Here is a 12,874-nt window from a genome sequence, read left to right as displayed (position 1 = left end):
CAGGACGGAGAGGGGTCAGCGTCGGACGCCGTCTGCGGCGACCGCTGCTGCGAAGAAGGCGACCGGCAGCGCGCTCAGCAGGTCGGTGCCTGCGAGCGTCGGAGTGCCGGCCGCGATGAACATGCCCCGCACATTACGGAGCCCGCCGGCGGAAGTCGAAGCATTAAAAAGGAAGCAGCCGGCGCCGCGCTCAGCGGGATGATGACCGCGAGCGTCCGGGCGCCGGCTGCAAGCCTCGCTCTCCGGACATTACGGGCGAATACCATCCACGTCGACCGGTTTTCGGCGCCCGGGGACGTACAGCAGGAGCATCCCCGCCGCCGCCCCGACGAACTGGAAGCCGGCGATCCCCAGCACCAGGCCGACGGGCCCGACCGCGTCCGCCGCGACGGCCGTCAGCGCGGCGCCGAGCGCGGACGCGCCGATCTTCAGGCTGCCCGCCGTCGTGTTGACCTGGCCGAGCCGGTCGGGCGGCGACTCGCGCTGGCGAAGCATGAGCGTCGCCGCGAACACCGGCCCCTCCGCGATCCCCCCCGCGACGAACGCCGCCGTCGCCCACGGCAGCGACGGCGCCACGGCGAGGGCCGCGAGCGACGCCCCGAACGCGACCAGCCCGGCCACCATCACGGGCTCCGCATGCTTCGGCGTCAGCCACCGGCTGGATGCCAGCGACCCGATCAGCGACCCGACCGCCAGCGCGACGAGGAGCCGTCCGCCCGCGCTCGGCGGGGCCCCGATGTGCTCGGCGAGCAGCACCGCCGTCACCGCGACGCCCCCGAAGCCCGTCCAGGCGAGCGTCGTGGCCACCGTCAGCGCCCGCAGGACCCGCCCCTCGACCAGCACGACGAGCCCACCCGTGATCACCGAGAGACCACCCCGCCTCTCTGCGGGCGGCTCGGCGTCCGGCCGCGGAAAGGGAAGAAGCGGCAGGGTCAGCAGCCCCAGGACACCCACGGCGACCACGGCGGTGCCCGCATACTGACCGCCCGCCAGCGAGGCGAGCGCCGCCGCGAGACCGGGCCCCGCGATGCCCGCGAGGTTGTAGCTCGACGCCTCCAACCCATAAGCACGCGAAAGTCGCCCCTCCGGGACGAACCTCGGCAAAAGGCTGGTCAGCGCGACCACGATCGGCTCGGTGCACCCGATCACCGCGGCGATCGCGAGCGCCAGCACGAGCGGCGAGTTGCCCGCCGTCGCCAGCAGCAGCCCGGTGGCCACGGCGTAGCAGGCCGCGAGGACCACCGCGACCGACCGGGGACGCATCACCCGGTCGAGCGCGCTGCCGATGATCGGCCCGCTCAGCACGTACGGCAGCGTCATCGCGGTCTGCAGGTACCCGGCGGTGGCCGCGTCACCCGTCCGCGCCTCGACGGTCAGCACCAGCGCCGTCGCGACGCCCTCCGCCGACACCCGCAGCAGCGTCGCCGAGGTGAGGTGAAGCGGCAGCGCCGCGGTCCGTCCGAACACGCTCGAATGCTGGCACATGCTTAGACTTCGAAGAGTGACGGCAGCGAAGACAGAGCACCGGGTCACCAGTGAGGTCGGACGGCTGCGGACCGTCCTGCTGCACCGCCCCGGCGCGGAACTGAAACGGCTCACCCCGCGCAACAGCGACAAGCTGCTGTTCGACGCGATCCCGTGGGCGGGTCGCGCCCAGGAGGAGCACGACGCGTTCGCCGAGGCCCTCCGCTCCCGCGGCGTCGAGGTCCTCTACCTGACCGAGCTGCTCCAGGACGCGCTGGAGTACGAGCCGGCCCGCGACCAGGCGATCGCCGACGCCGTCGTCGACCTGCGCCTCGGCGACCAGCTCCGCCGCATCGTCGAGGAGTACCTCCGCGACCTCGACCCGGAGAACCTCACCCAGACGCTCATCGGCGGCCTCGCCCACGAGGAGCTGAAGTCCGGGCACGGCCTGGTCTACCGGCTCATGGACCGGCTCGACTTCATCATCGACCCCCTGCCCGGCCTGCTGTTCACCCGTGACAACAGCACCTGGATCGGCGACCGCGTGGCGGTGACGAGCCTCGCCATGGAGGCCCGGCGCCGCGAGTCGGCCCTGACCGGCCTCGTCTACGCCCACCACCCGCGCTTCGCCGACGTGGAGCCGGTGTACGCGCCGTCCCTCGAACACGTCGAGGGCGGGGACGTCCTCCTGCTGTCCCCGGGCGTGATCGCGGTCGGCACCGGCGAGCGGACGACCCCCGCCGGCGTCGAGCGCCTGGCCCGCCAGGTCTTCGCCGCGAACCTGGCGCACACCGTCCTGGCGGTCCCGATCGCCCAGGAGCGCGCCACCATGCACCTCGACACCGTCTGCACGATGGTCGACGTCGACACCGTCGTCATGTACCCGCCGGTGGCGCACTCGCTGACGGCCCACACGGTCACCGTCGCCAGTGGCGACCTGCGCGTCTCGGAACCGCGCCCCTTCCTGGAGGCCGCCGCCGAGGCGATGAAGCTCGACCGCCTCAAGGTGATCGACACCGGCCTGGACCCGGTCACCGCCGAACGCGAGCAGTGGGACGACGGCAACAACACCCTCGCCGTGGCCCCCCGCCTCTGCGTCGCCTACGAGCGCAACATCGAGACGAACGCCCAGCTGGAGGCGTCGGGCATCGAAGTGATCCGCATCAGCGGCAGCGAACTGGGCACCGGCCGAGGCGGCCCCCGCTGCATGTCCTGCCCCGTCCTCCGCGACGACATCTGACCACCGCACCGACCTCACACGACGCGCCTTGCGGATCTGCGCGGACGAACACCGCAGTCCATGACCGATCCACGAAAACGGATCAATGAGAACCACGCGCCGACCGACAGAGCCGCAACAGCGCCAGCCGACGCCTCTCAGCCACAGTTAGCCGGCAGAGTGACGTCCGTAAGCGAGATCGTCGACAAGGGTCACGTTGCGATCGCGTCCGAAGGCAGGTTTCGAGCGAAGCAAGAAACCTGATCGCGAAGCGAGCCGCAAGGCGAGCCGGAGCGATGCAGCGATCGCCGTTTTGCTCGTTGAAGGAGGGCCCCCAAGGCCCGACGCCGAGAGCAAAAAAATATAAACAGCTCGGGCGGTGTCGACGGGGGCACGACAGCGCCCGAGCTTGGGAGGACCATACAAGGTCGGGCGGGGTTCCTTCCAGGCGGGGCCCTCTTATGCCGGATATGCCCCGCTTGGGGCACTTCCATTCCTGCTTCTGTTGCACAGATCTTCGTCGGGCTCGTCCAGCAGGTCTGGAAAGTCGGACAGATCGGGCACTACGGCGTGCATGCCGGCGGGGGCGGAGCGGCCGTTGTCCTCCGTTGACCTGGGAGCACGCAGGACGGCCCACACCGTGGTGGCACCCTCTTCGTGGCGCACGCCCCAGCCGTCGGACAGGGCCTCCACGATGCCGAGACCGCGGCCGCCGAGCGAGGAGAGCGTGCCCGGGCCGCGGCGCGGTTCGGTCATCGCACCGCCGTCGCTGACCTCGAGTTCGAGGACGTCGCCGCGGCGCAGCCAGCACACCCGGACCTGGCCGGACGGGAGCGGGCGGGCGTGGCGGAGGGCGTTGCTGATGAGTTCGCTGACGATGACGCTGGCGTCGTCCACGACGGATTCGTAGACCCCCGAGTCGACCAGCTCCGAGCTGAGGCGCCTTCGGGCGACCGCGACGCTGGACGGTGCGTGTGGCAGCAGTACGACGCTCAGACGCCCTCACCTCCCCCTGGTTCCGCTACTCGGACGAGTCCCGTCGTCGCTCTTCCGGTACGACCGAAATGCCCTGATGGCCAAGACCGGAAACCCGGACCATCCAGGTCATCACCTGCACAACGAGTCACCGGCCGTCCGGTCACGGTGATCACCCCCGGAACGGAATCTCGTCACCAACGGCAACCATCAAAGGATCTATCCAGCCAACGGCGGACTTACTCCTCCCGCACGCGTTTCGTCCATCACACCCTGCGGTCACCGTACTTTCTCGCACCAGCCCAGGTTGCCACCCATCGAGACCGCTGAACGCCCAGGTCACAACGGTCTCACCGGGCCGCACCGCAGGGAGTGTCGTCACGGTGAGTGACCAAACCGGGTCAACGGACGCCGCGCAGCACGAGCCGCATGCACGTTCCCTCGCCCGCACGCGCGCCACCTGCGGGTCCGCGGCCGGGCGCGGTCCGCAGGAGCGCGGGCGGACGGCTTATGGTCCGTTCCATTTCTGGCACTTCACCACTTGGGGTGACGTTGTCCGCATTAGTGTGAGATCTCTCACGTTCAGCCGGATGAGCTGAGATTCTCCCGCCTTGTGCCTCTGTCAGCCGTTTGACGATGTACAGCCCGAGCCCGATGCCGCCGAAGCGGCGGCGGTCCCCGGCGTCCCCCTGGACGAACCGCTCGAAGATCCGCTCATGGTCGCCGGCCGGGATGCCGATCCCCTCGTCCACGACCTTCACCACGATGTCGGCGCCGTCCGGGTAGGCGTGGACGCTGACCGTCCCGCCGTCCGGCGAGTACTTGAACGCGTTCTCCAGCAGCTGCCCGAGCACGATGTCGGTCGCCATCGCGTCCCCCCGGCACGGCGGCAGGTCGGGCGCGATCTCCAGCTCGACGCGGTGCAGCGGCGACAGCGACCGGAACCCGGCGACGACGCCCTCCAGCACCCGGCTCAGGTCGAACGGCTCGATCGTCACGGCCAGCTCGTCGGCCCCGGCCCGGGAGCCGAGCAGCAGGTGCTCGACGAGGCGGGCGAGGGACTGGGCGCGCTCGGCGATGGTGGCGACGGCGGTGCGGCGGTCGGCGTCGGCCAGCTCGTCCCACCGGTTGACCAGGGTGGACGCGAAGCCCTGCACGACCGTGATCGGGGTGCGCAGCTCGTGGCTGGTGGTGGCGAGGAACAGGTCCTTGGCCTCTTCGAGGGCCTTCGCCTCGGACACGTCGCGGAAGTCGACGACCAGCTCGCCGGTCTCCTCGATCTCGGCGGCGAGGACGTTCAGCCACGTCCCCGACTCCAGCCGGAACGTGAGCATCTCGCCGAGCGCGGGCATGCCGAACGGCAGCGGGCGGCCGATCGCCTCCTCCGGCGGGACGCCGGTCAGCGCGTGCGCGGCCGGGTTCCACTGCCGGACGACGAGGTCGTGGTCGAGCACGGCGATGCCGTCCGCGCTGGAGTCGATCACCGCGCGCTCGTGCGCCCGCTGCCGGACGACCTCCGCGTACGCGACGGCGTTGCCGACCGCGACGCCGGCGTGCCCGGCGAGCAGCTCCAGCAGCTCCAGCTCGGTGTGCCCGGCCTTGCTGCCGGAGAAGAGCGCGTAGAGCGCGCCGTACGGCCGGTTCTGCAGGTAGGACAGGCCGAGCGCGATCGTGTGCAGGCCGGGCAGCTCGGACCAGATCAGGTCGCCGAGGCGCCGCGCGCCGGTCGCGAGCTTGACGGTCTTGCCGGACCGCAGCAGCTCCCCGACGAGGCTCGACCGCAGCTCGGCGGTGCGGTCGCGCATGTGCTCGGGCAGCCCGGTCATGCTGACCAGCCGCAGCCGCTCGCCCTCGATCCGGACGAACCCGCCCGCGTCGGCGCCGGTCAGCTCGATCAGCGCGGTGGTGATCCGGTCGAGGACGACGTTCAGGTCCAGTTCGGCGTTGAGGTCGGCGACGATGTCGTTCAGCCGCCGGACGAGCCGGGCCCGCTCGGTCATGTGGTGCTGGACGATCTCGTCCTCCTCGACCGGGTGGTACACCCCCACCCAGCCGAGCAGCGTGCCGCCCGGGTCCTGCAGCAGGCTCGTGTCGATGCGCACGTCGATGAGGCGGCCGTCGCGGTGGAAGCGGCGGGTGGCGATCGAGATCTGCCCGCTGTCGCCCGGCCCGGCGGGCCGGGTGAGCAGCCGCTCCTGGACGGCGTTGTGCTCGGCCTTCAGCTCGTGCGGGACGATCGGCGGGACGCGCCCGATCATCTCCGCGGCGCTCCAGCCGAACATGCGCTCGGCCGCCGGGTTCCACACCGTGACCCGGTGCCGCTGGTCCACCGCCACGATCGCGTCGGCGGCGCTCTCGATGACGGCCCGCGCGATCGGATCGTGGACGTGCTCGTACACGTCTGTCATCGTGCCACCGGACTCCGGCGCGGCGCCGGGTAACTTGCATCGAAAATTGCCACGGGAACCTTACCTTCTGGTAAGGCTACCGCCTGGTAAGCCTCCCGATGAGGAGCGCGGCCGCGCCCGCGACCAGGAACGACAGCAGCGAGGCGCTCATCCAGCTCTGCGGCGTGAAGTGCACCGCCTCCTGGACGTCCCGCCAGAAGCCCGCCCAGTGCTCGACCGTGCCCGGGTTGATCAGCTGGTAGACCGCGAACCCGACGGCCCAGGCCGCGATCATCCCCCAGCGGGACGGCGCCCGCCGCGACACGTCCCACCCGTCCAGCTCGGCCTCCTTACTGCCCGAGGTCCGGCGGCGGCCGAGGAAGAAGTCGGCGGCGAGGACGCCCAGCATCGGCACGAACACCGACCCGATCAGCGTGAGGAAGCCCGCGTAGTCGCCGATGTCCAGGACGAGCGCGAGGACGGTGATGCCGGCGCCGAGCGCGACGCTCAGCACCCGGCGGTCGGCGCGCGGGAACAGGTTCTGGATCGACACGGCGGTGGAGTAGGTGTCGGCGAACGACTGGTCCGCCTCCCGCAGCACGAAGATCGCGAAGAAGACCACGCCGAGCGTGGCGCCGAGGAACGGGTCGAAGATCCTGGTGCTGTCGCCCGCGACCAGCGCGAGCGCCAGCAGGCCGAGGACGTAGGCGATGATCTGCGTGACCGAGTAGCCGACGGACGCCGCGCCGAACGCCGCCCGCTCCGACCGCGAGTGCCGGGTGTAGTCGGCGGCGACCGGCACCCAGGAGATCGACACCGCGAGCGCGGCGTCCGCGCCGATCCAGAAGCCGCCCCACGAGCCCTCCGACAGGTCGGGCAGCGGCTGCCGGACGAGCTCCACGTAGAAGTAGACCAGCGCGATCCCCACCGCGACGGTGACGTACCGGCGCAGCAGCCGCACCGAGCCGAGCGGCCACACCGTCAGCACGGTCGTGATCACGCCGGCCGCGACGACGTAGCCCCAGCGCGGCACGCCGTCCCACAGCTCGCGGGCCGCGTCCGCGATGACGATCAGCTCGAACGTCCCCCAGCCGATGAGCTGCGCGATGTTCAGGACCGTCGGCGCGTACGACAGCCGGGCGCCGAACAGGCCGCGCAGCAGCACCATCGCGGGCTGCCCGGTGCGGGCGCCGGGGACGGCGGCGAGGCCGAGCATCAGCCCGCCGAGCGCCGTCCCGACGGCCATCGCGACGATGCCCGCCATGATGGAGATGGTCGGCCTGCCGTCGGCGTCCGGCGCGAGGACGGTGTAGGCGCCGGAGAAGGCCAGCAGGCTGACGCCGAGGTTGGCCCAGAAGGCGCTCTGGTCCCAGAACCCGAGGACCTTGGGGGCGGGCTCGTCGAGGGTGAAGGGGGCCTCGTTGGCGGGCGGCTCGCCCTGAGGGCGCCGTTCGACGTCGGACGTCACGGGACACGCTCCCTACGCCGGCATTACCCGGACAGGTTCATGCGGTCGGCGGCGCCCTGCTGGCCGCCCTCTCAGCCCGGCTTGTGGCCCGAGCTCCCGCGGTTATCGGTCAGACCTGATCGTACAACCGCCCGTCGCGCCCCAGAAGGGGGCATACGGTACGGATCACGCCACGAACGGCGGCCGGCCGCCGGCGCCCTCCATGGGCCGCCCGGCCTCCGCCCAGCTCTGCATCCCGCCGTCGACGTTCTTGGCCAGCCAGCCCGCCTGGTTGAGCGCCACCGTCACCTGCGCCGACCGCACCCCGGACCGGCAGATCACGAACACCTCCCGGTCGCGCGGGACCTCCCCGGCCCGGTCGCCCAGCTGCCGCATCGGGATGTGGACCGCCTCGGGCGCGTGCCCGGCGTCCCACTCGTCCTGCTCCCGGACGTCCAGCAGGTAGCCGTCCTGCGGGACGTCGGCGGCACCGACCGCCGGTACGTCTTCCCCGAAATTCATCACACCCCCCATGGAACCGCGCGAACCGGCCCCGCGTCGAATCACGCATGCGGTATCGGACGCTCCTGTTCGCCGCGCCCGGCGTGGCCATGCTCCTGACCCTGGCCGCCTGCGGTGACGAACAGGCCAACGGAAATCCCGCCGCGGAGCCTTCGGGCACCACGTCCGTGCAGCCCTCCGGCACCCCGGCGGACACGCTCACCATCACCGTCAGGGCCTCCGCGGAGGCCCCCGCCAAGACCTGGACGCTGACCTGCGATCCTCCAGGCGGTACCCATCCGAAGGCCGCCGACGCGTGCGCGGCCCTGACCAAGGCCAAGGAACCCTTCAAGCCCGTCCCCAAGGACCAGATGTGCACCAAGATCTACGGCGGCCCTGAGATCGCCACGGTCAAGGGCACCTGGCAGGACAAGCCGATCGACACGAAGTTCACCCGCCAGGACGGCTGCCAGCTCCACCGCTGGACGCAAGTGGCCCCCGTCTTCGGCAACGTCCCGAAGGTCCGCTGAACCAGCCATCCCCGTTCCGGCTAGGTTCCCCACCCCAGGCCCCGGCCCGACCGCCGGGGCCTGACCACTTCAGGGGTTCCCGGACCGGTCAGTTCTTGGGGGCCTGCAGGCTCCACAGGCGCCCGTCGGGGTCCCGGACGGTCATCTCCCGGGTCCCGTAGTGAGTGTCCTCGAACGGGGTGACCACCTCGACGCCCGGTTCGGCGGCGAACCGGTCCGCGTCCGGCACCTTCAGCGCGATCTGCACGCCCGGCTCCCGGTCCTCGGGGACCTCCACGACGACGACGTAGGCCCCGTCGCCGTTGCGGAACACGCCGGAGCCGTCGCCGGCGGTCACGTCGAGCTCGAACCCCAGCGCCTGGAAGAAGCCCGCGGTCCTCCCCCAGTTGCGGGTCTCCAGGAAGACCGCCTCGATCCCTTCGGTCGCCATGTCAGGACTCCTTTCCGGAAGAGCGCCGCTCCCGGCCGCCGGCGTCGTCGAGGTAGAGGCGCAGCGCCTCGGCGACCAGGGCCGACAACGACATGCCCGTCTCGATCGCGTGGTGCTTGACCTGCCTGATCAGCCCGATCGGCAGGTACACGTTGAACTGCTTGACGTCCTCGTCGCCCATGGCGGCGATGCTAGCATCCTAGCCTGCTAGCAAGCTAAGGCGTACGGACGTCCCGGTCCGCGACCGGGGGCCGGCGGCCGGGCGTCCGGGTGAAGGAGGCCGGTATGACGAGGGGCGACCTGCGAGGAGCGGTCAAGGGCCGGGTGTGGCGGCGGGGCGATGACGGCTTCGACGCGGCGCGCAGGGCCTGGAACCTGACGGTCGAGCAGCCGGTGGCGGCCGTGGTGGAGGCCGCGGACGCCGAGGACGTGGCGGCGCTGGTCCGCTACGCGCGGCGGTCGGGCCTGGCGGTGACCGCCCAGGCCGGCGGCCATGACGCCTCGGGTGACGTGGAGGGCGTGATCCTGCTGCGCACCGGCCGGCTGGACGGGGTGCGGGTGCGCCCGTCCGAACGGGTGGCCGAGGTGGGCGCGGGGGTCGGCTGGGGGCGGGTGCTGGCGGAGGCCGGGCCCCACGGCCTGACCGGGCTGGCGGGCAGCTCACCGGTGGTCAACGTGACCGGCTACACGCTGGGCGGGGGGCTCTCCTGGTTCGGCCGCAAGCACGGCTGGGCCGCCGACAGCGTCCGCGCCTTCGACATCGTGGACGCCGACGGGAACCGGGCCCGGGTGACCGGCGCGTCCGACGCCGAGCTGTTCTGGGGGCTGAGAGGCGGCGGAGGCGACTTCGCCCTGGTCACGTCGCTGGAGTTCGATCTGCATCCGGCGCCGCACCTGTACGGCGGGAGGGTGGTCTGGCCGGACGCGCGCGGCGGAGCGGTGTTCGAGGTCTTCCGGCAGATCACCGACGCGGCGCCGCCCGAGCTGACCGTCTGGTTCAGCCGGTTCGCGTTCCCCGGCGCCCCGCCCATGGTGGCGCTGGACATGACCTACCTGGGGGATCCGGACGAGGGCGCGGCGCTCGTGCGCGGCCTCGACGCGATCGACGGCGTGATCAGCGACAACCGCGGGCCGCTGGCGGTGGCCGACCTGGGCGACGTCGCCGGCGAGCCGACCGCTCCATCCTCCGGGCTGCCCCGCGCGGAGCTGCTGACGCACCTGGACGAGGGGCTGGTCACCGAGCCGATCGACCCGCTGATCTCCATCCAGATCCGGCATCTGGCCGGCGCGCTGGCCAAGCCCGGCGCCGGCGCGAGCGGAGCGCTGGACGAGCCGTACCTCCTCCAGATGACCGGCGTCGGCCCCGACCCGGACCTGGCGCACGCCACCCGCGCCCGCCAGCGCCGGCTCGTCGAGCGGTTCGGCGGCGCCATCACCGGGCGCAAGCCGTACACGCTGCTGACTCCTGAGGAGAGCGTGGCCGACGCCTTCCCCGAGCCGACCCTCGACCGCCTGCGCGAACTGAAGCGCGCCCGCGACCCGCAGAACGTCTTCCGCGCCAACCATCCCGTCCTCAAGCAGGAGACCCAGCCGTGAGGGCTTGATGGCACCCACGCAGCTGGACCGAGGAAAACATGCCTGCGTCGACATGGCCGTCGACACGCACGCTGGCGATGTTCCAGAAGAGCCACGCCATGACCTCGGCGGCACGGTTGTCGAGGTCGAGGCCCGGTTGGGCACGGCCCCCACAGCGTCTGTTCATCCGACCCGAGGGCGGGCGCTTGGGAGGCTCCGCTCACTCCCGCGGAGATGAGGTGCATCGGGTGGCGGCGCCGTGGGGCCTGGGCGGCGCCGCCAGCCGATGCGGCTAGATCCAGCCGCCGATGCTGCGGTTCTGGGAGACGGCGGTGTCGAAGGCGAGGGGGCAGGCGAGGATGAGCGTGCGCATCGGCTCCGCCTGCTGCGCGTACATCTGCAGGACGTAGCGGTCGGCGCCGGTGAACATCTGCGACAGGAACTCGCCGTAGCCGTCGAAGCCGCGCTGGATGCGGGCGACCTCCTGCTGCTGCCAGTCGGTGACGCGGCCGCTCAGCAGCTCGTAGTAGCCGATCTGCTGCTCCTGCGCGGTCAGGATCTCCCAGCCGCGCAGCGCCCGCTTGCGCAGGTGGCCGATGAGGCCGCCCTGCGGGGTGAGCACCTGCATCTGGGGCGTGCCCATGAAGCCGTACGGCTTGTAGAAGAGGAAGTACGGCATTCCGTCGGGGCGGTAGATCGTCAGCTTCCGCTCGGCCTTGGTCTGGCTCGCCTGGTTGAGGACGCGGAACGCCTTCTTCGCGCCGCTCACGCCCTCTTCACGGACGTAGGCGGACGGCTGCCCCTGCGGGCTCCAGATCGTGTAGTTCGCCTCGGTCGAGAAGAACTGCGCGGGCTGGTCGTAGACGAGGATCGGCGAGGCGTAGAGGTCGGGGGCGGCCTGCTGGGGCATCTGCTGCTGCGGGTAGCCGGCCTGCTGAGGCGGGTATCCGGCCTGCTGAGGCGGGTATCCGGCCTGCTGCGGATACCCCTGGGGTGGATATGCCTGCTGTTGCGGCGGGTAGCCGCCGTGCTGCGGCGGAGGCCCGTAGCCGGGGGCGGGACGTCCGGGCGCGTAGGGCGGGGCGGGCGGGGCGCCGCCGTGCTGGTGTCCGCCGTAGCCGGGGTGCGGTGGACCGTAGCCGGGGCCGCCGGGACCGGCGGGTGGGGGTGGGGGGTATCCCATGACGGCTCCTGAGCGAGACGATCACCGGGGTTCTCTCGCGATACGATACGCCGCCGGGCGGCCCCCACCGGGCCCGGTCGCCGGATTCCCCGAGGGGTTTCACTTCAGCAGGCGCGACATCCGGCGGTCGGCCAGCGGCTTGCCGCCGGTCTGGCAGGTCGGGCAGTACTGGAGCGCCGAGTCGGCGAACGACACCTCGCGGATCGTGTCGCCGCAGACCGGGCATTTCTGGCCGGCCTTGCCGTGCACCCGGAGGCCGGTCTTCTTCTCGCCCTTGAGGTCCTGGGCCTCCAGGCCGCGCGAGCGCTCCACGGCGTCCCGGAGCGTGGTGACGATCGCCTCGTGCAGGACGGCGACGTCCTCCTCGGTCAGCGAGGCGGCGATCTTGAACGGGGACATCTTCGCCGCGTGCAGGACCTCGTCGGAGTAGGCGTTGCCGATGCCGGCGATCACCTTCTGGTCGCGCAGCAGGCCCTTGATCTGGGTGCGCTTGCCGCCGACGATCGCGGCGAGCGCCTCGGCGGTGAAGGCGTCGTCCAGCGGGTCGGGACCGAGCGTCGCGACGCCGGGCACGTCCGACGGGTCGCGGACGACGTAGACCGCGAGGCCCTTCTTCGTGCCCGCCTCGGTGAGGTCGAAGCCCGAGCCGTCGTCCAGGTGGACGCGCAGGGCCAGTGGGTTCTTGCCGCCGGGCCGGACGGGCTTCGCGGGGATCTCGTCCCGCCAGCGCAGCCAGCCCGCGCGGGCGAGGTGGACGACGAGGTGCAGCCCGTCGACGTCCAGGTCGAGGAACTTGCCGTGCCGGGACGCGCCGGTGACGGTCAGCCCGCCCAGCGCCGTCACCGGCGGGTCATAGGTCTTCAGCGCGGAGATGGCGAGAACATCGACGCGGGCGACGGCGTGGCCGACCGCGCGTTCCCGCAGGAACCCCGCCAGCGCCTCGACCTCGGGTAGCTCAGGCATGACCTCAGTATCGGCGAACCGGCCGGCGGTTCGTCCACAGGGCTGTGGACACCTGTGGAAAACCCTGGGGAGCGGGTGTGACCGGCATCTCGAAATAACCCGTAGGGGGTACCGGTTGCCAGGAGGTGAAGCGTTATGGCAGCATGAGGACCGGAAGATACCCCCCAGGGGTAAATATCCGGAAAAGCGAAGGAGATGCC

Annotated in this window: 12 protein-coding genes and 1 riboswitch; of the genes, 3 read left to right on the top strand and 9 right to left on the bottom strand. The window is 71.5% G+C overall.

What is annotated here, in order from left to right:
• Positions 1-249: 249 nt before the first annotated feature.
• The gene (locus tag AB0K34_RS17045) at positions 250-1,467 is read right to left on the bottom strand and encodes an MFS transporter (RefSeq protein WP_364549550.1); all 1,218 of its coding nucleotides are present in this window, start codon (positions 1,465-1,467) and stop codon (positions 250-252) included.
• Between the two features lie 34 nt (positions 1,468-1,501).
• On the opposite strand from AB0K34_RS17045, the gene AB0K34_RS17040 reads away from it, so the two are divergent.
• The gene (locus AB0K34_RS17040; protein WP_240808468.1) at positions 1,502-2,704 is read left to right on the top strand and encodes an arginine deiminase; all 1,203 of its coding nucleotides are present in this window, start codon (positions 1,502-1,504) and stop codon (positions 2,702-2,704) included.
• Positions 2,705-3,142: 438 nt separating this feature from the next.
• Here AB0K34_RS17040 and AB0K34_RS17035 read toward each other — a convergent pair whose 3' ends face one another.
• From AB0K34_RS17035 to AB0K34_RS17020, 4 genes are all read right to left on the bottom strand, one after another.
• The gene (locus AB0K34_RS17035; RefSeq protein ID WP_274704670.1) at positions 3,143-3,664 is read right to left on the bottom strand and encodes an ATP-binding protein; all 522 of its coding nucleotides are present in this window, start codon (positions 3,662-3,664) and stop codon (positions 3,143-3,145) included.
• 395 nt (positions 3,665-4,059) lie between these two features.
• The gene (locus AB0K34_RS17030; protein WP_364549547.1) at positions 4,060-6,066 is read right to left on the bottom strand and encodes a PAS domain-containing protein; all 2,007 of its coding nucleotides are present in this window, start codon (positions 6,064-6,066) and stop codon (positions 4,060-4,062) included.
• Positions 6,067-6,142: 76 nt separating this feature from the next.
• Positions 6,143-7,513: a cytosine permease gene (locus tag AB0K34_RS17025; RefSeq protein ID WP_364549544.1), complete on the bottom strand. Its 1,371-nt coding sequence runs from the start codon at positions 7,511-7,513 to the stop codon at positions 6,143-6,145.
• Positions 7,506-7,623, bottom strand: a riboswitch (TPP riboswitch). It overlaps the preceding gene by 8 nt.
• Before the next feature lie 55 nt (positions 7,624-7,678).
• On the bottom strand, positions 7,679-8,014 hold the full coding sequence (locus AB0K34_RS17020; protein WP_138640863.1) for a rhodanese-like domain-containing protein: 336 nt from the start codon (positions 8,012-8,014) through the stop codon (positions 7,679-7,681).
• Positions 8,015-8,061: 47 nt separating this feature from the next.
• On the opposite strand from AB0K34_RS17020, the gene AB0K34_RS17015 reads away from it, so the two are divergent.
• The gene (locus AB0K34_RS17015) at positions 8,062-8,523 is read left to right on the top strand and encodes an SSI family serine proteinase inhibitor (RefSeq protein WP_364549541.1); all 462 of its coding nucleotides are present in this window, start codon (positions 8,062-8,064) and stop codon (positions 8,521-8,523) included.
• An 88-nt stretch (positions 8,524-8,611) separates the two neighbouring features.
• Here AB0K34_RS17015 and AB0K34_RS17010 read toward each other — a convergent pair whose 3' ends face one another.
• Both AB0K34_RS17010 and AB0K34_RS17005 read right to left on the bottom strand, forming a co-directional pair.
• Positions 8,612-8,953, bottom strand: coding sequence for a VOC family protein (locus tag AB0K34_RS17010; protein WP_364549539.1), 342 nt, complete (start codon positions 8,951-8,953; stop codon positions 8,612-8,614).
• A gap of 1 nt (position 8,954) precedes the next feature.
• Entirely contained in the window at positions 8,955-9,134 is a 180-nt protein-coding gene (locus AB0K34_RS17005; protein ID WP_138640860.1) for a ribbon-helix-helix protein, CopG family, read from the bottom strand.
• Positions 9,135-9,238: 104 nt separating this feature from the next.
• Between AB0K34_RS17005 and AB0K34_RS17000 the strand changes: the two genes are divergently transcribed.
• Positions 9,239-10,549: an FAD-binding oxidoreductase gene (locus AB0K34_RS17000; protein WP_364549537.1), complete on the top strand. Its 1,311-nt coding sequence runs from the start codon at positions 9,239-9,241 to the stop codon at positions 10,547-10,549.
• Between the two features lie 271 nt (positions 10,550-10,820).
• On the opposite strand, the gene AB0K34_RS16995 is transcribed toward AB0K34_RS17000, so the two are convergent.
• On the bottom strand, positions 10,821-11,711 hold the full coding sequence (locus AB0K34_RS16995) for a hypothetical protein (RefSeq protein ID WP_364549535.1): 891 nt from the start codon (positions 11,709-11,711) through the stop codon (positions 10,821-10,823).
• A 99-nt stretch (positions 11,712-11,810) separates the two neighbouring features.
• A complete protein-coding gene (locus AB0K34_RS16990) occupies positions 11,811-12,674 on the bottom strand; it encodes a DNA-formamidopyrimidine glycosylase family protein (RefSeq protein WP_364549532.1) in 864 nt (287 codons plus the stop codon).
• Positions 12,675-12,874 lie beyond the last annotated feature (200 nt).

The organism is Actinomadura sp. NPDC049382 (assembly GCF_040677125.1).
Classification (GTDB): Bacteria; Actinomycetota; Actinomycetes; order Streptosporangiales; family Streptosporangiaceae; genus Spirillospora; species Spirillospora geliboluensis.
The sequence above is the reverse complement of the archived record's forward strand: the minus strand, read 5'-3'. Positions and strand labels throughout refer to the sequence as shown.

Excerpts from the sequence above, each read along its gene's own strand:
- AB0K34_RS17030 (WP_364549547.1), bottom strand. The coding sequence starts at position 6,066 with ATGACAGACGTGTACGAGCACGTCCACGATCCGATCGCGCGGGCCGTC.
- AB0K34_RS17020 (WP_138640863.1), bottom strand. The coding sequence starts at position 8,014 with ATGAATTTCGGGGAAGACGTACCGGCGGTCGGTGCCGCCGACGTCCCG.
- AB0K34_RS17015 (WP_364549541.1), top strand. The coding sequence starts at position 8,062 with ATGCGGTATCGGACGCTCCTGTTCGCCGCGCCCGGCGTGGCCATGCTC.
- AB0K34_RS17010 (WP_364549539.1), bottom strand. The coding sequence starts at position 8,953 with ATGGCGACCGAAGGGATCGAGGCGGTCTTCCTGGAGACCCGCAACTGG.
- AB0K34_RS17005 (WP_138640860.1), bottom strand. The coding sequence starts at position 9,134 with ATGGGCGACGAGGACGTCAAGCAGTTCAACGTGTACCTGCCGATCGGG.
- AB0K34_RS17000 (WP_364549537.1), top strand. The coding sequence starts at position 9,239 with ATGACGAGGGGCGACCTGCGAGGAGCGGTCAAGGGCCGGGTGTGGCGG.
- AB0K34_RS16995 (WP_364549535.1), bottom strand. The coding sequence starts at position 11,711 with ATGGGATACCCCCCACCCCCACCCGCCGGTCCCGGCGGCCCCGGCTAC.
- AB0K34_RS16990 (WP_364549532.1), bottom strand. The coding sequence starts at position 12,674 with ATGCCTGAGCTACCCGAGGTCGAGGCGCTGGCGGGGTTCCTGCGGGAA.